This window comes from Thermodesulfobacteriota bacterium (assembly GCA_026415035.1).
Classification (GTDB): domain Bacteria; phylum Desulfobacterota; class BSN033; order BSN033; family UBA1163; genus RBG-16-49-23.
Genome location: JAOAHX010000001.1, coordinates 123,478 through 142,482, shown reverse-complemented (window position 1 = coordinate 142,482; position 19,005 = coordinate 123,478). Strand labels below are relative to the sequence as shown.

General features: G+C 58.2%; 21 protein-coding genes. 13 read left to right on the top strand and 8 right to left on the bottom strand.

The window, feature by feature from the left end; genetic code table 11:
- Position 1: 1 nt before the first annotated feature.
- From N3G78_00695 to N3G78_00665, 7 genes are read right to left on the bottom strand one after another with little or no spacing between them, the layout of a single operon-like run.
- Positions 2–343, bottom strand: a complete 342-nt coding sequence (locus N3G78_00695; protein MCX8116433.1) for a multidrug efflux SMR transporter — start codon at positions 341–343, stop codon at positions 2–4.
- On the bottom strand, positions 340–1,272 hold the full coding sequence (locus N3G78_00690) for an N-acetylneuraminate synthase family protein (GenBank protein ID MCX8116432.1): 933 nt from the start codon (positions 1,270–1,272) through the stop codon (positions 340–342). The genes N3G78_00695 and N3G78_00690 overlap by 4 nt, the downstream gene beginning before the upstream one ends.
- 54 nt (positions 1,273–1,326) lie before the next feature.
- The gene (locus tag N3G78_00685; GenBank protein MCX8116431.1) at positions 1,327–3,555 is read right to left on the bottom strand and encodes an SDR family oxidoreductase; all 2,229 of its coding nucleotides are present in this window, start codon (positions 3,553–3,555) and stop codon (positions 1,327–1,329) included.
- Positions 3,556–4,458, bottom strand: a complete 903-nt coding sequence (locus N3G78_00680; protein MCX8116430.1) for a transketolase — start codon at positions 4,456–4,458, stop codon at positions 3,556–3,558. It abuts the gene before it with no gap.
- Positions 4,455–5,318 carry a thiamine pyrophosphate-dependent enzyme gene (locus tag N3G78_00675; GenBank protein MCX8116429.1) on the bottom strand — a complete coding sequence of 288 codons (864 nt, stop codon included), beginning with the start codon at positions 5,316–5,318 and terminating at the stop codon, positions 4,455–4,457. The genes N3G78_00680 and N3G78_00675 overlap by 4 nt, the downstream gene beginning before the upstream one ends.
- A 3-nt stretch (positions 5,319–5,321) precedes the next feature.
- On the bottom strand, positions 5,322–6,176 hold the full coding sequence (locus N3G78_00670; GenBank protein MCX8116428.1) for a glycosyltransferase family protein: 855 nt from the start codon (positions 6,174–6,176) through the stop codon (positions 5,322–5,324).
- Between the two features lie 17 nt (positions 6,177–6,193).
- Positions 6,194–7,150 (bottom strand): hypothetical protein, encoded by a 957-nt coding sequence (locus N3G78_00665; protein ID MCX8116427.1) that lies wholly within the window; start codon positions 7,148–7,150, stop codon positions 6,194–6,196.
- A 213-nt stretch (positions 7,151–7,363) separates the two neighbouring features.
- Here N3G78_00665 and phnD point away from each other — a divergent pair, with 213 nt between their 5' ends.
- Genes phnD through N3G78_00600 form a run of 13 tightly spaced genes read left to right on the top strand, consistent with a single transcriptional unit; the run spans position 7,364 to position 18,186 of the window.
- The gene (gene phnD / locus N3G78_00660; GenBank protein MCX8116426.1) at positions 7,364–8,296 is read left to right on the top strand and encodes a phosphonate ABC transporter substrate-binding protein; all 933 of its coding nucleotides are present in this window, start codon (positions 7,364–7,366) and stop codon (positions 8,294–8,296) included.
- Between the two features lie 57 nt (positions 8,297–8,353).
- Positions 8,354–9,127, top strand: a complete 774-nt coding sequence (locus N3G78_00655; protein MCX8116425.1) for a phosphonate ABC transporter ATP-binding protein — start codon at positions 8,354–8,356, stop codon at positions 9,125–9,127.
- Positions 9,128–9,143: 16 nt separating this feature from the next.
- Positions 9,144–9,923: a phosphonate ABC transporter, permease protein PhnE gene (gene phnE, locus N3G78_00650; GenBank protein MCX8116424.1), complete on the top strand. Its 780-nt coding sequence runs from the start codon at positions 9,144–9,146 to the stop codon at positions 9,921–9,923.
- Between the two features lie 17 nt (positions 9,924–9,940).
- Positions 9,941–10,795: a phosphonate ABC transporter, permease protein PhnE gene (phnE, locus tag N3G78_00645; GenBank protein ID MCX8116423.1), complete on the top strand. Its 855-nt coding sequence runs from the start codon at positions 9,941–9,943 to the stop codon at positions 10,793–10,795.
- Positions 10,792–11,463, top strand: a complete 672-nt coding sequence (locus N3G78_00640) for a chloramphenicol acetyltransferase (GenBank protein MCX8116422.1) — start codon at positions 10,792–10,794, stop codon at positions 11,461–11,463. The genes phnE (N3G78_00645) and N3G78_00640 overlap by 4 nt, the downstream gene beginning before the upstream one ends.
- A 15-nt stretch (positions 11,464–11,478) precedes the next feature.
- Entirely contained in the window at positions 11,479–11,928 is a 450-nt protein-coding gene (gene phnG, locus N3G78_00635; protein MCX8116421.1) for a phosphonate C-P lyase system protein PhnG, read from the top strand.
- A complete protein-coding gene (gene phnH / locus N3G78_00630; protein ID MCX8116420.1) occupies positions 11,925–12,536 on the top strand; it encodes a phosphonate C-P lyase system protein PhnH in 612 nt (203 codons plus the stop codon). Before phnG ends, phnH begins: the two co-directional genes overlap by 4 nt.
- Positions 12,527–13,621, top strand: coding sequence for a carbon-phosphorus lyase complex subunit PhnI (locus N3G78_00625; protein MCX8116419.1), 1,095 nt, complete (start codon positions 12,527–12,529; stop codon positions 13,619–13,621). The genes phnH and N3G78_00625 overlap by 10 nt, the downstream gene beginning before the upstream one ends.
- Before the next feature lie 2 nt (positions 13,622–13,623).
- Positions 13,624–14,577 carry an alpha-D-ribose 1-methylphosphonate 5-phosphate C-P-lyase PhnJ gene (locus N3G78_00620; GenBank protein MCX8116418.1) on the top strand — a complete coding sequence of 318 codons (954 nt, stop codon included), beginning with the start codon at positions 13,624–13,626 and terminating at the stop codon, positions 14,575–14,577.
- A complete protein-coding gene (gene phnK / locus N3G78_00615; protein ID MCX8116417.1) occupies positions 14,574–15,371 on the top strand; it encodes a phosphonate C-P lyase system protein PhnK in 798 nt (265 codons plus the stop codon). The genes N3G78_00620 and phnK overlap by 4 nt, the downstream gene beginning before the upstream one ends.
- A gap of 22 nt (positions 15,372–15,393) precedes the next feature.
- Positions 15,394–16,089: a phosphonate C-P lyase system protein PhnL gene (gene phnL / locus N3G78_00610; protein ID MCX8116416.1), complete on the top strand. Its 696-nt coding sequence runs from the start codon at positions 15,394–15,396 to the stop codon at positions 16,087–16,089.
- Positions 16,086–17,228: an alpha-D-ribose 1-methylphosphonate 5-triphosphate diphosphatase gene (locus tag N3G78_00605; GenBank protein ID MCX8116415.1), complete on the top strand. Its 1,143-nt coding sequence runs from the start codon at positions 16,086–16,088 to the stop codon at positions 17,226–17,228. The genes phnL and N3G78_00605 overlap by 4 nt, the downstream gene beginning before the upstream one ends.
- A gap of 25 nt (positions 17,229–17,253) precedes the next feature.
- Entirely contained in the window at positions 17,254–18,186 is a 933-nt protein-coding gene (locus N3G78_00600; GenBank protein ID MCX8116414.1) for a sugar phosphate isomerase/epimerase, read from the top strand.
- A gap of 44 nt (positions 18,187–18,230) precedes the next feature.
- On the opposite strand, the gene N3G78_00595 is transcribed toward N3G78_00600, so the two are convergent.
- Positions 18,231–18,668 carry an arsenate reductase ArsC gene (locus tag N3G78_00595; protein ID MCX8116413.1) on the bottom strand — a complete coding sequence of 146 codons (438 nt, stop codon included), beginning with the start codon at positions 18,666–18,668 and terminating at the stop codon, positions 18,231–18,233.
- Positions 18,669–19,005: the final 337 nt, after the last annotated feature.

Here is a 19,005-nt window from a genome sequence, read left to right as displayed (position 1 = left end):
GCTATGAGAACCTCAACCCGATGAGCCCTCCGAGGATCATCAACATAAAGAGGCCCTGGAGGAAGGACCAGGGCTCTTTGAGGAAGAGGACTCCGAAGAGGTGGCTTCCGAGGATGCCCATTCCCATCCAGATGGCATAGGAGAGGCTTAACGGCAGAGAGCGCAGGGCCAAGGAGAGGAAGTAGGCCGCCCCTGCGCCGCAAAGGGCATAGAAAAGGATGGGGAGAGGTCGGGTGAAGCCCTGGGTAAATTTGAGGCTGAGGATCCAACCGACCTCAAAAAGGCCTGACAGAAAGAGGAAGCCCCAGGCCCCGAGGGCGTGCCCTCCGTCCTTCGGGGTCATTGAAAAGCCACCTCGGATTCCTTTCTCTCGTGAACCCAGGCAGGGGGACGTCGAAGTTTCTTCATCACCTCCTGCTCACTCTCATAGACCCTTTTGATCCCATCCCCTAACGATCTTTCGATATCCCGGATATTGGAGACGAGCCGATGAAACCCGATGACCTCGACGGAGGCGGCCTGATCCGTTCCCCACATCGCCCGGTCAAGGGTGATGTGCCTTTCCACAAAGGAGGCCCCCATCGTCACCGCGGCCCAGGTCGGGGCAAGGCCGGTTTCGTGACCCGAATAACCGATGGGGTTGAGGGGATACTTCTCCTTGAGGGTCAGAATCATCCGGAGATTGAGCTCTTCCAGGCGGCAGGGGTAGGAGGAGGTCGAATGGGCGATGAGGAGGTTCTCTGTCCCGATCCACGCCACTGCCTCGTCGATCTCCTCCTGGGTGGACATCCCGGTGGAGAGGATCAACGGTTTTCCGGTCCGCCTCATCCGGAGGAGCAAGGATCGGTCCGTCAAACAGGCCGATGGGACCTTATGAAGGGGGGGATCGAACTGTTCGATGAAGTCGACCGCGACCTCATCCCAGCAGGAGGCAAACCAGAGGATCCCCCGGCTCCGACAGTATCGGTCGATCTCTTGGTACTCTTCCCAACCAAATTCCATCTTGTGTCGATAATCGATATAGGTCATGCGGCCCCAGGGGGTGTCGCGTTCGACGAACCACTGATGTTTCGGGACCGAGAGGACGGGAGTCCTCTTCTGAAATTTCACCGCGTCGCACCCAGCGAAGAGGGCGCCGTCGATCAGCTTTTTGGCCAGCTCGAGGGAGCCATTGTGGTTGATCCCGATCTCTGCGATGACGAAGACCGGCTCTCCCTCTCCGACCCACCGGTGACCCACCTTGACCTTTCGAACGCTCTGTTGACCTTGCATCTCGAAATAACCTCCTTTGCCTTTTTCGTCACAAAGGGGACGGGCTCGACCTCCCTACCAGGCTGTCCAACCTCCATCGACGACGAGATTGGCGCCGGTCATATAACCTGAGGCATCGCTGGCCAGGAAGATGATCGCCCCTTTGAGATCGTCCACCCTGGCCATCCGGCCCAAGGGTGTCCTGAGGGTATATTGTTGGATGAAGAAGTTATCCTGGCCGTTTTCCACCCCACCGGGCGTCAAGGCGTTAACCCTGACGCCGGTACGACCCCAGGTGGTTGCCAGGTAACGGGTGAAGGCGAGGATGGCCCCCTTGCTTGCGGCATAGGCAGGGGATTTAAAGAAGGTCTGTTTCCCCTCGGGAGATCGGTAGATCGATTGGTCCGGTCCCACCATGCCGTAGGTGGAGGCGATATTGATGATGCTTCCCTTCCCTTGCTTCACCATTTGTGCCCCAAGGATCTGGGAACAGAGGAAGACTCCCGTCACATTGACCTCCATCATCCTCCGCCACAGCGAGAGGGGATAATTCTCAAAGGCGGAGTCCTCACCTGTCAGGAGGGGCGATTCGAAGGCATCGTTGACCGCAGCGTTGTTGACCAGGATATCGATCCGACCGAATTCGAGGAGGATCCGGTCTAAGAGGGCCCGGAGGGCATCGGGGTCGGTGACATCTGTCCGAATGCCGATCGACGGGGTCGGAAGGGTCCTGGCAAGGGCGTCGCACCGGTCCTGGTGGAGGTCGCAAACGATCACGTGGGCCCCAAATTCCGAAAGGGCCCTGCAGTGCTCTCTTCCGAGGAGGCCGGTTCCTCCGGTGACGAGCGCCACCTTTCCCTCCAAGGAGAAGAGAGGGGGGATGGCCCTATTAACAAAGGTCCCTTCTCCGCCCCCGGCCGTGTGGAAGGTCGTTGGAGGATTGGCCGAGGGGGGATTTGGGGTCGGGTCGGGTTTCATCTTCGGTTTGGTGTGAAACTGGCTGGTCTTCCGAAATACCGGCTCGACCACCTCTCCCCTGAGAAGGTCCTTCACCCGTCCTCGGGATACGGCTTCCTTCAGGATGGGGAGGACCTCCTGATAGGCCAGAAGGATCTGATCGATGTCTTCATCGGTGTGGGAGAAGGAGACGTTATGAAATCCCGACCAAAGGATTCCCCTTTTGATCATCTCCTGTTGCACCAGGGATTTCATCTCCAGGGGATCTCCGGCCGAGGCATCGAAGATGACCAACGTCCGGCAATCGTATCCGATGCAACGGGTGTAATCCATCTTGAGGGACTGGGCCAACTGATTATACCCCTCTTTGAGCTTCCTTCCCTGACGGGCGAGAAACACGGGGACGTTTTTGGCCACCATCTCCATCAGGGTCGCCCGGGCAGCCGCCAGGGAGAGGGCCTCTCCGCCGAAGGTGGTATAGAAGAAGACCTCCCTCTCCAGAAGCCTCATGATCTCCTTTGCTCCCGTTAAGATCGAGAGGGGCATGCCGTTGGCGACTGCCTTTGAGTAACAGGCCAGGTCAGGGACGATCCCGAAATATTCCTGGGCGCCTCCCAGGGCCAACCGAAAGCCGGTCCACATCTCATCGAAGACGAGAAGGGCCCCCCTCCTCTTGCAGAGCTCGGCCACCCGGTGAAGGAATCGGTCCTTGGGGGGATCGAACATCACCGGTTCGAGGATCACACAGGCGATCTCCTCATCCAGGGCCTCCTCGAGCGTTTGGATCTCGTTGTAGTTGAAGGTATAGGTGAGCCCTTGAACGGGCCGGGGGACCCCCTTGTTTCGATCGGTCACGCTGATATACCAATCATGCCATCCGTGATATCCGCAACAGAGGACCTTGTCTCGGCCCGTATAGGCCCTGGCCAGACGGATGGCCGCACTGGTCACCTCCGCCCCGGTCTTGCCAAACCGGACCGATTCGGCATTGGGGATGAGGCTCCGGATCTGTTCCGCCACCTCCACCTCGAGAGGATGCATCAACGAGAAGGTGATCCCGTCCTCCAACTGTTTTTGGATGCTTCGATCGACCGCCTCATAGGCATAGCCTAAAGAGATCGGGCCGATCCCCATGTTGAGGTCGATGTATTCGTTTCCGTCCACATCCCAGACATGGCAGCCTCGGCCCCGGATGAGGTATTTGGGGGCCACCCCCCTTACGTACTGAGTGGGGCCCTTGGCAAGGGTTTGCGTCCCTCCGGGGATGAGGCCGAGGGCACGCTGATAGAGTCGGTCGGATTCTCGAATGTCGGGGTAATCGGGGTTGTGTCCGATCTTGTTGGGCATTTAAGCGCTCCTTAAGGCACGGAGGATTTTCTGGGCGATCTGTTCGGCTGCAAACCCCTCCTGATAGAGAAGATCGGGAAGCAGGCAGGGTTGAAACCATCTCTCCTCCAGGGCCAGGGGCAGCAACCGGCAGGATCGGCCGTGTTTCGCCAAAAGTTCGGAGAGGGCCGAGAAGAGCCCCCCGGTCAAGAAATGGTCCTCCAGGGTGACGATCATGGCAGTGTCTCGGGCGATCCTCAGGAAGGTTTCCTCGTCGAGGGGTTTGACGGTTCTCACATTGACCAACCCGACCGACCTCCCTTGGGCTTCGAGGAGCTCTTTGGCCTGCAAAGCCTGTTCTAAGAGCATGCCATAGACGAAGAGGGTGACCTCGGACCCCTCTGCGATGACCTCCGCCTTTCCAAGCTCGAAGGGGGTGTGGTCGAGGACTGGGCGATTGGGGTTGAATCGGACATAGCAGGGAGACGGATGGAAGAGGAGCACCTGAAGCCCGAGCCGCATGTCCTCTTCGTCGCCCGGGCAGAAGACGATCAGGTTGGGGATCGTGCGCATGAGGCCGACATCTTCCAGGGCTTGATGGGTCGGACCGTTGGCCTCGGAAAGAAAGCCCGGGATACCCCCCACGAGTTTTACCGGTAAGTTGGCCAATCCGACATCGGTCCGGATGAATTCATAGGCCCGGAGCGTCAAAAAGGAGGCCAATCCATGGGCGATGGGAATCCTGCCTCGGAGGGCAAGGCCTGCGGCCACGCCGACCAGGGCCTGTTCGGTGATGCCGGTATCGATGAAACGGCTCCCGAGCCTCTTCGGAAGGCCCCGGATGGCGGCCCGGTTCTCAGCCGTCAGCACCACGAAGCGTTCGTCGGTAAGGGTCCATTCCGTCAGGAAGGCCTCGTAGTTCATCGTTCGAGCTCCTCGAGAAATCCCTCCGCCTCTTCGGGGGTGAATTGGCAGAACCATCGATCGACTCTCTCTTCCAGACGGAGGACTCCCTTGCCCCGGACCGTTTCAGCAATCACCACATTGGGCATCCCCGGGTCGAAGGGGATTTCGGCAAAGACCCTCTCCATTTCGACGAAGTTGTGACCATCGATGGTCGTCTCTGAAAGCCCGAAGGCCTGGAACTTTTTCTCGAGGGGGTCCAGAGGGATCAACGCTTCGGTTCGGGCGTTGGCCTGGAATCCGTTTCGGTCCACCACCAAGATCAGGTTGTCGAGCCGGTAGGCTTGGGCAATCAGGCAGGCCTCCCAATTGGACCCCTCGTTCAACTCTCCGTCGCCCAGGAGCACGACGACCCGGTTCTTCTGACGCCTCAATTTGCAATCGATGGCCACACCCACGCCGACCGGCAGGAGGTGGCCCAACGAGCCTGAATGGAATTCGATCCCGGCAACGGCCCGGTTGGGGTGCCAATAGATCACGTCATGGGGTTTCAGATGATTCCCGAGACGTCGGGGATCCATCAGGCCGACCACCGCAAGGACCCCATAGAGAGCGGCCACGGCATGACCTTTCGACAAGAAGAAGTAGTCCCGGTTTGGATCGTCCAGAAGCTCCTTTGAAATCCTCAAGAATCGTGAATAGAGGTAGACCAAGAGGTCCACGCAGGAGAAGGCGGCCCCGACAAAACAGCCGCCCCTTGTCGCCATCTCCAGGACATATCGTCTCACCTGGTAGGACCGTTCCCGAAGCGATCGGATCTCCTCCTCGGTGAGGAGGGCTTTTCTTGAAGAGGGAGGGGAAGGAAACAACGATGCTTCCACCGATCAAGGACTCCTCTCTGTCCCTTTCCAGGGCAAGGGGGATGAATTTAAAGGCGCCTTTCCCGTCTCCCGGCTTGAACCGGTAGAGAGGGTCCTGAGACTTCCAAGATGGCGCCTCATCCACGTCTCCCCGTGATATTGGCGATTGAGGGAGCGTAATTGGGGTTGCCGATCCAGAAGCTCGAGAATTTCATAGAGGCTGAATTTTGGATTTTTAGGGTAGAGGGTTTCGAAGATCTCCCGGATCAGAAGATAGTCCTCTTCATAGTCGATCGTCCAGCGGTGGGTGGCCGAGTAATCGAGTTCGGTCTCCCAGAAGATGTTTCCGATCCGGAACCGTTCGGGTTGGTCCCACAGAAAGGGGGTCGTGTGTTCCCGCTCGAAATCCCTCTCGGCCTCTCTCCAAGCGGTCTCAAGGGCATTGAAGGACATGACCTCGACGTCGTTTCCATCCGGGTAACTCGGAGGGTGGAGATTGCTCACATAGTCGAAGGATCCTTCATGGCCGATATAGAAGTTCAGGACCCGATCGATGACGGCCGGGTCGATCAGGGGGCAATCGGAAGGGATCTTGGCCACGGCGTCGGCCTGAAGTTCGAGGGCAACCTGATAGTGGCGGTCCAAGAGGTCGGTGGGATGGCCTCGGAAGCATTCAAGCCCTTCCTGTTCGCAGATCCGTGAGATGACATCGTCCTCAGGAAGCCAGGTCGTGGCGACCACGACCCGGGGGCTCAGGGTCGATTGTCGGACCCGCTCCACCATCCGGACGAAGAGGGGTTTTCCGAGCAGGGGGAGCAGCACCTTTCCCGGGAACCGGGTCGAGCCAGAGCGCGTTTGGATCACGACGACCAAATTCATTGAAAGTCACCTTCCGGTCACTGGAGATAGGTTTTGCACACCTCCGCGATATTCTTGGCCGAGGCCCCTCCGTTTTGGATGGGCATCAACCGTTTGAGCAGGGAGAGATCGAAATAGGAATGGACCTCTTTTCCAAGAGCCAGGCCGATGTAGACCACCGAAGAGTATTGCGTCACCAAAACGTCACAATTGGCGATCATATGATTGGTGTTGCCCCTTGCGAAGATCAGGGCCCTCGGGGCCAGCTTCAGGATCTCCCGGGTGGCCCTTTCCACCTTCTCGTTCGGGTGCAGCTTGAAGATCAACTGCCTGCCGTCGGCGATTTCGAGGGCCCGGCGGATGAACCTTTTACGATTGTCATATTTAAAGGTCTCCCGGGCATCGGAGGTGGCGACCAGAACGTAATGCCGGTAAGGAAAGGGGTTGTTCAGGTATTGAGCTGCGTTATCGAAATTGGGGATGCCCGTGACCACGATCTTCTCCGGCGAGACCCCTTTCCGGATGAAGAGGTCCCGATATCCTTCGGAGGCCACGCAGAATCGTTCATACTGATGGGACAACCCATGGGCTGCGGTGCTTGCCAGATAACGAGGCAGTCTGAACCATTTGACCAGGTAGTAGAAGAGGTTTTCGGGATCGGTCATCCCCTCCTGAATCAGAATGATCTTTTTGCCCCGGATATTCTTTTGGATGATCAGGTCGGATCCGGTGAGGACCAGATCATAGGAGTTGGCTCTTCCACCCTCATCTATCGGCAGGTCCTGTCTTCGGAGGTATTCCAGGGTCATCCGACGCATCGGCCCTCCGAGGACGGAGAAGTCGGCCCACCCCTTCTTCGCGGCATATCCGACGAGCCCATCGGCATAGAAAGGAGTGAAAAAGCAATCGTACTCGTGGAGGTGTTGGGCGATCTGGTGCATCATGGTGGTCTGGTTGAGCGAGCCTCCGATGAGAAGGATTTTCTTTCTTGCCACCGCCCTTCCTCTCCCAAGGATTCTTTCGTCGTCTTTTTTCCTCATACTCGAAGATTGTTACCTGATCGTTAAGGAGGCGTTAAATTTCTGTTTCAAACACCGCCTTCGAAGGAAAAGGGAGCGTCACGAAAATTCCATTGAGATGTCATGAGAATGGCATATTCATCCTTTAAGGTAAGTGTAAAATCCAAAATTATTTCGAAGGAGGGTCCCATGGGTCCACGAAGGAGCTTGCGAAACAAGATCGGAGGCAGGATGGGGTTTGGAGGGTGGCTTTCGGTCCTCGCCCTCTTATTCGGGTTGCTCTTTGGGAGCGAAACGGGGGCGCAGACCAGCCCTAAGGTCCTGAGGTTGGCTTTAATTCCCGCCGAGGACATCGAAGAGATGATCAAAGCCTTTGCACCGGCCAAACAGTATCTCGAGAAGGAACTGGGAATGAAGATCGAGGAATTCAAGGCCACCGATTACACGGCGGTGGTGGAGGCGATGCGGGCCAAGAAGATCGAGGTGGCCTATTTTGGTCCCTTCTCCTACGTCCTGGCAGCCAAGCGAGCCAATGCCAGGGCCATCATCGGCGGAAGCGAGGGAGATGGAAAGCTGGCCACTTATCATAGCATCTTCATCACCCACAAAGACAGCGGACTGAAGACGATGGAGGATGTCAAAGCCCGCTCGAAGCAGCTGACGGTCTCCTTCGTTGATCCGGCCTCCACCTCGGGACATCTCATCCCGAGGGGAGGGTTGGAGGCCATGGGCATCCGGGTGGACAAGGATTTCAAGGAGATCATTTTCGCTGGCGGGCACGACGCCTCTGTGTTGGCCGTGAAGTCGAGGAAGGTCGATCTCGGGGCCACCTGGGAAGGAGGGCTCCAACGGGTGATCGACAAGGGTTTAGTCACTAAAGAGGAGGTCCCGGTCATATGGAAGTCCTCTCCGATCCCGCGTTCCCCTGTGGCGGTGAGGGGCGATCTGGAGGAGTCCCTCGTCCGGAAGATTCAGCAGGCCTTCCTCGACATGCCCCAGAAAGCCCCCGAGGCCTTCAAGCAATTCGAAGGCCGGTGGGAGAAGAACAAGAGCTACGTCCCCGTGACCGACAAGGATTACGACTATATTCGAGAGATCGCCATCAAATTGGGGAAGATTTAACTGGCCCCATCCTCGTGGCAAAATCCATGGATCGGGGATTCAAAGGAGGCCCGGATTATGCTCAGCTTGAGAAATGTCGCCAAGAAGCTTCCCGACGGGAGACTTCTTTTACGAGACATCAGCTTCGATGTTAAGAAAGGGGAATTCGTTGGGATCTTGGGAGAAAGCGGAGTGGGGAAGACCGTCCTCCTGCGGTGTATCAACGGGTTGACCCGACCCGATCGCGGCGAGGTGATCCTCAATGGGGATGGCGTTCCCCAGACGGTCAACAAGAAGAAAGGCAAGGAGCTGAGGGCCATCCGCCGAAAGATCGGGATGATTTTTCAGGGGTCGATTCTGGTCAAGAGGCTCACGGTTTTGGAGAACGTCCTGACGGGCGGGTTGGGGAGGATCAGCACTCTGCGAAGCCTTTTTTACGGGTTCACCGATGAGGAGGTCGATCTGGCCCTTCAGGCCTTGGATCGGGTGGGCATACGCCCTCTGGCGGGCCGGCGGGCAGAGACCCTGAGCGGAGGAGAGATGCAACGGGCCGCCATCGCCCGTGCCATCTTCCAGAACCCCAACCTCCTCCTGGCGGACGAACCGGTTTCGAATCTCGATCCAAAAAACACCGAACTGATCCTGGACCTTCTTAAGCCCCTGACCAGCCAGATGGCCATCATCGGGGTCTTTCACGCCCCCAAACTGGTGACGAAATATTGCACCCGGGTCATCGGGATCCGGGACGGCCTCGTCGTCTATGATGGCCCCCCCGATCTCCCGGATTCGATGCTCGATTACATTTACGGGGCGAAAGGCTCCTCCCTCATGTCCCCTCAAGGATCCGATTAGAGAAGGTGCAGAGGAGATGATCAAACAACTTTCAAAGTACCTTCTGCCGGTCAGCCTCCTTGCGCCCCTCGTCATGGTTGGGATGGTGATCTGTCGGGTCGATCCCCTCCTTCTCGTGAAAGGGATCCCCAGGGGAGTCGAGCTGATCCGACATATGTTTCCTCCGGACTGGGGGAAGATCCCCAGCCTTCTCCCCTCGGCCGTGGAGACGCTGCAGGTGGCCTTCGTGGGGACGGTCTTTGGGGCGACCCTCTCTTTTGTCATCGGCATCCTGGCCTCCCGGAACATGCACTCCTTGAAGGGACTGCGCGATCTGACCCGGGCCCTCCTTTCGGCGGAGAGGGCCTTGCCCGACCTCATCGTGATGCTCTTCTTCGTGGCCATCGTGGGTCTCGGGGCCTTCCCGGGGGTGATGGCCCTTGCGGCCAGCAGCATCGGGATGCTCGGAAAGCTCTTCGCCGATGCGATCGAAGAGGTCGATCCAAAGCCGGTGGAATCTCTCGAGGCCATCGGAGCCAGCAAGGCCCAGATCATTCACTTTGCGGTCCTCCCTCAGGTCCTGCCCTCCATGATCGCCAATACCCTGTATCGATTCGAGGTCAATATCCGGATGTCCATCTTGCTGGGCGTGGTGGGAGCAGGGGGGATCGGATATAACCTGGTTACGTCGATCCGATTGATGAAGTATCAGGAGGCGATGTCCGCCATCCTGATCATTCTGCTCCTGGTCGTCTTTTGCGAGAAGGGCGCGGAAGGGTTGCGAAAATTGATGATGGGCAAGGAGATCTTGAGGTAGGGAAGAGGGAACGAAGCATGGAATTTCTCCCCCTAAGGGCAACGGCAGAAAAGGTCGAAAGCCAGAGGAGGTCGAACCCGAGGGGCTATCGAAGATGGTCCTTGGGCTCCCTCCTACCGGCTCTCCTCCTTTTGCTCCTTTTCACCTATTGCCTGATCGATCTGAAGATCAGCCCGCAGCTCTTCATCGAAGGGATCCCCCACTTCTTCAACCTGGTGAGCGAGATGCTCCCTCCCAATTGGGAGGTTTTTTGGAGAGGGAAGATCTTGTGGTCCATCCTCGAGACCCTCTCCATGGCCTTTGTCGGCACGTTCTGGGGAGCCCTGGGGGCCTTCTTTTTGGGACTCTTGGGGGCCGCCAACGTGTCGCCTTCACCGATCGTCCGAGAGGTGGCCAAACGACTTTTGGCCTTGGAGAGGACCATCCCGCCCCTCATCTATATTCTCCTGCTCGTCGTGGTCATCGGTTTGGGTCCCTTTGCCGGGATGTTGGTCATTGCCCTGGGAACGATCGGGATGCTCGGGAAGCTCTTTGCCGAGGCGATCGAGGTCATCGACCCCAAGCCCCTCGAATCGATAGAATCGGGAGGGGCGACCAGGCTTCAGGTGATCCGCTATGCCGTTTTGCCGCAGGTGTTACCCTCCCTCATCGCCAACACGCTCTATCGGTTCGACATCAATCTGAGGGTGGCTCTCTTTCTCGGTGTGGTCGGTGGAGGGGGGATCGGTGTCGATCTCCAGATGGCCATGAGCCTCTTCCGATATGCGGATGCCCTGGCCATCACCCTGGTGACCCTTCTCTTGATCTGGATGGCCGAGCGGATCTCAGACTATCTGAGAAGGAGAGTGATCGGCCAGGAGGTTCTGCAATGAGATGGGCCCCTGTCTCCTTCCTCACGGAAGAACCGGGCTTATTCGGTGGAAAGACGGGAGACCCGGTGATCGAACCGAGCGCCAAGGTCCTCCGCTCCTGCCTCGGGAAATGGACTTATGTCGGAGAGAGAACCCGGATGGAAGAGACCGAGTTCGGGGATTATAGCTACGTCATGGAGGACTGTCAGATCATCTATGCCGAGATCGGAAAGTTCTGCTCCATTGCCAGTAACACCCGGATCAATCCCCCCAATCACCCGACGTGGCGGGCCACCACGCACCACTTCACCTACCGGAGCCGGTTCTACGAATTCGGAGAGGACGACGAGGCCATCTTTCAATGGCGAAGGGAGAACAGGGTGACGATCGGCCATGACGTCTGGATCGGCCACGGCGTCACCATTCTGCCAGGCCTTCGAATCGGGACCGGAGCGGTCGTCGGCGCCGGGTCGGTCGTGACGAAAGAGGTGGCTCCCTACACGATCGTGGCCGGAAACCCGGCCAAGCTGATTCGGCGGCGAGTGGCTGAGGACGTGGAGGCCTCCCTGATGAGGATCGCTTGGTGGAATTGGTCTCATGAGAAACTCAAAGGGTGTCTGAAGGACTTCCGTGAATTGGATGCCCCCCTTTTTTGCGAAAAATACGATCCTCTTTTCAGGAAGGCGTAGGGGGAGAGAGAAAGGATGGAGCCGTTGACCCGGAGAGAATGGATGTCCATCTTGGCGAAGGCCGACCCCAAAGAGCTGGAGGAGATCTGGGGGTTCTTGGGGGAGAGGCCCCATTACCGCTTTTTGAGGCCTCCCGAGACGGGGTTGGTGATGGTCCGGGCGAGGGCCGGGGGAACGGGAAAGCCCTTCAACCTCGGAGAGGTGACAGTGACCCGCTGCACGGTTCAGGTGAGGGAAGGGTTTCAGGGAACCGCTTATGTGATAGGCCGAAATCCACGACATGCGGAACTGGCCGCCCTCCTCGATGCCCTCTTGCAAGACCCTGCGCAGCATGAGGCATTGATGGACCTCGTGATCCGTAGGCTCCAGCAGGCGAACCGAAAGCGGGAGGCCAGGATGGCCCAGAAGATCTCGGAGACGAGAGTCGAGTTCTTCACACTGGTTCGAGGGGAGGACGACGGATGAAGCCACCCGCTTGGGGCCAACTCCTTCCGGGTTTTTCAAACCCGGTCTTCGAAAGCCAGGCCACTTTTCGACAGATTTTAAAAGCCCTCTCCTACCCAGGGAGGGTCGTTCCGATGCCAGCCGCCCAGGCCGCCCCCAACCCCCTTTACCCGACCACCGGGGCCGTCTGTCTCACCCTGCTCGATCTCGAGACGCCCCTTTGGGTCGATTATGGGAAGACGGCCGAGATGGTCGATTGGCTCCGGTTCCACTGTGGATGTCCCATCGTCGAGGCTCCCTCTCTTGCCAGTTTCGGGATTTTTACGAAGCCCGGGTCGGAGATCGATCTGGAACCGTTTTCCCCAGGAGAGGAGGAGTTTCCAGAAAGATCGGCCACCCTCCTCATTCAGGTCGAGGGCTTCATCTCCGGCACAGGAAGGACGTTTATCGGGCCGGGGATCCGGTCCCAAGAACGGATCGCGATCGAGGGATTGACCGAAGCCTTCTGGAAGGCTTGGGACCTCAATCACCACCGTTATCCCTTGGGCATCGATGTCCTCTTCCTCTCGAGGGAGGCGATCGTAGGGCTGCCCCGAACCACGAGGGTCATGGAGTCGTCATGTACGTAGCCACCAAAGGCGGAGAGAAGGCCATTTCAAACGCCCATCGTCTTCTGGCCGAGGTCCGGAGGGGCGATCCCTCGGTTCCGGAGTTGAGCATCGAGCAGGTGCGGCAGCAGCTCTATCTGGCGGTGGACCGGGTCATGGCGGAGGGCTCCCTCTATGACCCCGAATTGGCCGCCCTGGCCATCAAGCAGGCCGCCGGCGATCTGATCGAGGCCATCTTTTTACTTCGGGCGTATCGAACCACGCTGACGCGTTTTGGTGTCTCCTCTCCGATCGATACTTCCAGGATGAGGATCCGGAGGCGGATCTCCTCGGCCTTTAAGGATATCCCGGGGGGGCAGATCTTGGGACCGACCTACGATTATACGCATCGCTTGCTCGATTTTTCGCTCCTCGGACCCTCCAATCCCCCGGAAGAGACGAACTTGATCCCCATGGGTCTTTCTCAAAAGCAGGCCGACTTCCCAAGGGTGATCGATTTCCTCAACCAGGAAGGTTTGGTCCTGGCAGAGAAGAGTGATCCTGATGAAAAGGTTCAAGATCTCACCCTTCAGCCCCTGCAGATTCCGGCGCCACGGGACCTCAGGCTCCAGAACCTGGCCCGCGGGGACGAGGGATTCCTCCTCTCGATGGCCTATTCGACACAACGGGGTTTTGGATACAATCACCCTTTTATCGGAGAGATCCGGGTGGGAGAGGTGTCGGTGGAGGTCGTCCCGCCGGAATTAGGCTTCCCCATCGAGATCGGAGAGATTACAGTGACGGAGTGCCAGATGATCAACCAATTCAAAGGGACCTCGGAACAACCCCCCTGTTTGACCCGGGGCTATGGGCTCACCTTCGGCCACTGTGAGCGAAAGGCCATTGCCATATCGCTGCTCGATCGGGCCTTGCGGGGAAAGGAGTGGGGGGAACCCGTGGAGGCACCTGCCCAGGACGAGGAGTTTGTCCTGATGCACAGCGACAACGTCCAGGCCTCCGGTTTCGTCGAGCACCTCAAGCTACCCCACTACGTCGATTTCCAGGCCGAATTGAGCCTGATTCGAAAATTGAGGGAGGGGAGGAAATCCTCCGGAGGCAAGGAGTGAAAATGAAAAGGCCCCTGAGCCTGAGAAAACGGCTGAAGGCGGAAACTTCGATAGGTGCCCAGGGATACAATTATGCCTACCTCGACGAAGGCACGAAGCGAATGATCCGTCGGACTCTCCTTAAGGCCATTGCCATCCCCGGCCACCAAATCCCTTTCGGGAGCCGTGAAATGCCGCTCCCCCTCGGTTGGGGCACCGGTGGCATCCAGATCACCGCCTCGCTCATCGGACCCGAAGATGTCCTGAAGGTGATCGACCAAGGGTCAGACGATACGACCAATGCGGTCAGCATCAAGCAATTCTTTGTCAAAACGAGCGGGGTGAGGGTGACGGAGAGGACGACGGAAGCCACCTTGATCCAGACCCGACACCGAATCCCCGAGACACCTCTCCGGGAGGGGCAGATCCTCATCTATCAGGTGCCCATCCCAGAGCCCCTGAGGTTCCTCGAACCCAGGGAGCCAGAGACCCGAAAGATGCACGCCCTGGCCGATTACGGCTTGATGTATGTCAAACTCTACGAGGACATTTCCCTCCATGGCCGGATCGCCACCGCCTTCATGTATCCTGTTCTGGTCCATCAACGTTATATCGCCAGCCCCTCTCCCATCCCGAGATTCGATAACCCCAAGATGGACCACATGCCCGCCCTCCAACTCTTTGGCGCGGGCCGGGAAAAACGGATCTATGCCATCCCTCCCTATACCTCGGTCAAAAGCCTCGATTTCGAGGATCATCCCTTCGAGATCGAACGTTGGGAGGAGTGCTGCGCCCTCTGCGGATCGAGGGAGAGCTACTTGGACGAAATCATCTTAGATGACCATGGAAGCCGACTCTTCGTCTGTTCCGACACAGACTATTGCCAGGGCCGGAGGACCACCTCCCCACGGCCACCGGCCTTTTCTCCCAAGATCGTCGGAGCCCGATCGTCGGCCCTGAAAAAGGATTCCCCATGAGAGGCAGGGTCGTGCCCAAGGAACCCGATCCTATTTTGAGGGTGGTGAATCTTTCGAAATTATATGGTCCCCGTCTCGGATGCTGGAGGATCTCCTTCGACCTCTGGCCCGGAGAGGTCCTGGGGATCGTGGGGGAGTCGGGATCGGGCAAGACGACCCTCCTCCATGCCATCTCTCATCAAGTCGAACCCTCTGGAGGACAAATCCTCTACCGGATGGAGGGGGAGGGTTGGGTTGACCTCGGCCAGATCCCTGAATCCAAAAAGCGTCATCTGATGCGAACGGAATGGGGGATGGTGAGGCAGAATCCGAGGGAGGGCCTTCGCATGAAGGTCAGTGCTGGGGCCAATATCGGAGAGCGGTTGATGGCCCTGGGGGAGCGCCATTACGGGAGGATCAGGGAGGAAGTCCTCCGGTGGCTCGACCGGGTGGAGATCGACCCGACCCGAGCGACGGACCTTCCCGAGACCTTCTCGGGCGGAATGCTCCAGAGACTTCAGCTTGCAAGGACCCTGGTCACCTCCCCACGCCTCGTCCTCATGGACGAGCCGACCGGAGGGCTGGATGTCTCGGTCCAGGCCCGGCTCCTCGACCTGCTCCGGAGATTGGTGGCCGAGTTAAATCTCTCCCTGGTCCTCGTGACCCATGATCTTTCGGTGGCGAGGCTTCTGGCCCACCGCCTGTTGGTCATGAAGGATGGAGAGGTGGTGGAGGCCGGCCTGACCGATCAGGTTCTGGACGACCCTCACCATCCTTATACACAGCTTCTCGTCTCCTCGGTACTTCAAGCCTGAGGGGGAGGGGGCGGATCGGGATATGGATCTAAGATTACGGGCAGAGAGAGTCATCAAGACCTTCGTGCTCCACCTTCAGGGGGGGCTCAACCTCCCTGTGCTGAAGGGAGTCGACCTGGAGGTCGGCGCGGGCGAATGTGTGGCCCTCTGCGGCCCTTCGGGCATCGGGAAGAGCACCCTGCTTCGGATCCTCTATGGAAATTATCAGCCAAACGACGGGAAGGTCTGGGTCTACCATCGGGAGAACTGGGTGGACCTCTTTAGGGCTGAGCCCTGGCAGGTTTACGATATTCGAAAGCACACCCTCGGCTATGTGAGCCAATTCCTTCGCGTGATCCCGAGGGTTCCTGCTGTCGATGTCGTTGCCGAGCCGCTTTGGCGTGCCGGGGCGACAAAGGAGGAGGGCCGCCATCAGGCCATGGTTCTCCTAAGGCGTCTCAACCTTCCCGAACGACTTTGGAACGTTTCACCCACGACCTTCTCCGGAGGGGAACAGCAGAGGGTCAACCTGGCCAGGGGCTTCATCTTCCCTTATCCGATTCTCCTTCTCGACGAGCCGACCGCCTCACTGGACGAGACGAATCGCCGAATCGTCGTTCAATTCATCGAAGAGGCAAAGGCGAGGGGAGCGGCGATCGTAGGGGTCTTTCATGACCGGGAGGTGAGGGAGGCCGTCTCCACCCGGAGGGTGATGGTGGACGAGGGGATTTGGTCATGAGCCATGAAGTGATCCTGACCCGTGCGAGGATCGTGACACCGAAGGAGGTGTTTGAGGGGACCCTCCTGGTCCGCCGAGGCCTTATCGAGGCGGTGGATACGGGAAGGAGTCATCTGCCCCAGGCGATCGATTTGGAGGGCGATTTTCTTCTCCCGGGCCTGATCGAACTCCATACCGACCACCTCGAGACCCACGTGGTCCCACGGCCCGGGGTGAGATGGCCCCCCTTGGCGGCGATCCTTTCCCACGACGCGGCCGTGGTGACGGCAGGCATCACGACCGTCTTCGACGCCCTGGCCATCGGAGACCTCGTGGAGAACAGCACCCGAATGAGGGACCTCGACGAAATGATGTCGGCGGTTTTGGCCGCCCAGGAGCGGGGTTTCCTCAGGGCGGATCACCTGTTGCACCTTCGGTGCGAGGTCGGTTATCCCCATACCCTCGAGATCTTCGAGAGACTGGTTCCCCATCCCTTGGTGAAACTGGTCTCCTTGATGGATCATACCCCGGGACAACGACAGTTCACCAGCCTGGCGAAGATGGTCCAGTATTATCAGGGAAGGTATGGTCTGAGCGATGAGGAGATGAGGCGGTTGATCGAGACCCGGCAGTCGAATCAGAGACTCTATGCCTCCCGTCACAGAAAGGCCATCTTGGGGCTCTGCAAAGAGCGCCAGCTGCCGGTCGCAAGCCACGACGATACCACCTCCGAGCATGTCGCCGAGGCCGCCTCCGAGGGGATCGTCCTTTGTGAATTTCCCACGACGATCGAGGCCGCCAAGGCGGCCCGATCCTTCGGATTGAGGATTCTGATGGGCGCTCCCAACCTCATCCTCGGGGGATCCCATTCGGGCAATGTCTCTGCGAGGGAGTTAGGCAAAAGAGGGTTGCTCGACCTCCTCTCGTCGGATTATGTCCCCTCCAGTCTCCTTCACGGCGCCTATCTCCTCTATCAAGAGTTGGGCCTCTCCTTGCCCGAGGCTGTGGCGACCGTGACGCTCCATCCCGCCCAGGTATCGGACCTCAGGGACCGTGGGGCGATTGAGGAGGGAAAGCGGGCCGATCTCCTCCAGGTGAGATGGGAGCCCCCCATCCCGGTGATCAAGGGCGTATGGAAAAGGGGTTTGAAAATATTTTAGGTAAGGGTTTGAACGGGAGGTGGCCTTGTTCCAGATCGGTTGCAAGATCGATGAGGTTCGGATCGACGGAGACCTGGAGGCCCTGCGGAGGGACCTTCAGCACTTTGCCGACCTTGGGATGGAAGCGGTGGAGATTCCGGTCCACGGGGTCGATGCCATCAAAGGAGGCCTTCCGGATGAGCGGAGGTTTCGAGAGGTCCAACGGATTCTAAACGACTTCGATTTTTCCTACAGCGTCCATAGCCCCAACCCATTAAATTTGATGGACCAGTGGAATCCGGAGATCCACTATTCGGTCTTCAAGGCGAGCCTCGAATTTACCCTGTCCATCGGATCCCGTATTCTGGTCTACCACGCGGGCCGATTCGTTCCCGAAGAGACCTTCCCCGTTCGTAACGGCACCCCCCTCCCTAAGCAGGTGGCCGATCGTTTAATGGAGATCGAGAGGGAACGGATCTTACGGCTTTCGGAGGAATACCCCCAGATCGTGATCTGTATCGAAAACGCCAGGCCCTACCTCCATCATAGTCCCTATTGTTATGGCGAGAAGATGGAGTGGCTACTTGATCAGGTCACCCGGATCGGCAGGCCCAATGTCAGGATCAATCTGGATTTAGGCCATCTCTATATGGCCGCCCTCTTTTATCGCTTTGACCCGGTGGAGGCTGTCCGGGCCGCCGCCCCTCTTATCGCCCATACCCATGTCCACGATAATTACGGGGGGGCTATCTATTACCATGAGAAGATCCAAACCCATCAAATCCCCTTCGGACGGGGGGACGCCCACATGCCGGTGGGGTGGGGGGAGATCCCGATCGCCGACCTCTTGTCCGTTTACCTTCCCTCCTACGAGGGAATGTTCATCATGGAGCTTCGAAACCGATACTTCCGTCATCTCGGGGAGTCAAGAGAAAATTTAAGGGCCGTGATCGAGACCTGCTTGAAATCGGAGGCCTGAGGCATCCAAGCCCCTTCGGCCGATTTCGTCCCCACGCGGACCGCTTACCTCTTGCCCCTCACCATTTGACAGAACTCTTCGACGGCCCCACAGATGTCATCCCGGATCTTCCTCACCCTCTCCAATCTTTCCTCTTCTGTTCCGGTCAGTTCCGCGGGGTCGGGAAAGCTCCAGTGCAGGCGCTTGGTCACCCCTGGAAAGACCGGGCAACGGCCAGCACTGGCCTCATCGCAGACGGTGATGACATAAGCATAGAGTTTTCCTGCCTTGACCAGCTCGAAGACGCTCTTGGGCTTTTTATGGGAGATATCGATCCCGACCTCTCTCATCACCTCGATCGCCAATGGGTTGAGGGTCCCGGGTTCGAGGCCGGCGCTGTCGGCCTCAATCCAATCGCCACAGAGATGATTGGCCCATGCCTCGGCCATCTGGCTGCGGGCGCTGTTATGGGCACAGATAAAAAGAACCTTAATTTTTTCCATCTCCCGCTCCTTTCCTGAGGGGAAGACCCTTTTTAGGAATGTCCTAACCTCCTTATGTGACAATCAGGTGACCATTGGATGGCAATTTCGTTCCGAAGCACCTCCCAAGGAGACCTCCATCCCATCGGGTTTCAAATTGCGCTTCCCACGCCATCAAAATTTCATCGGAATGAAACATTTCTGTAAAGAGGATCGGGTATGAACGAACCGGAAAGGGGTGGGCGCATGAGAGGGGCTATCGAGCGCCATCCCCTTTTCCTTACCCTTTTGGGGCGCCTGAGATTGCTGAGGGTATGGATCAGCCTTCCCAGTTTGCTAAGACGCCTCCTTTCCCTTG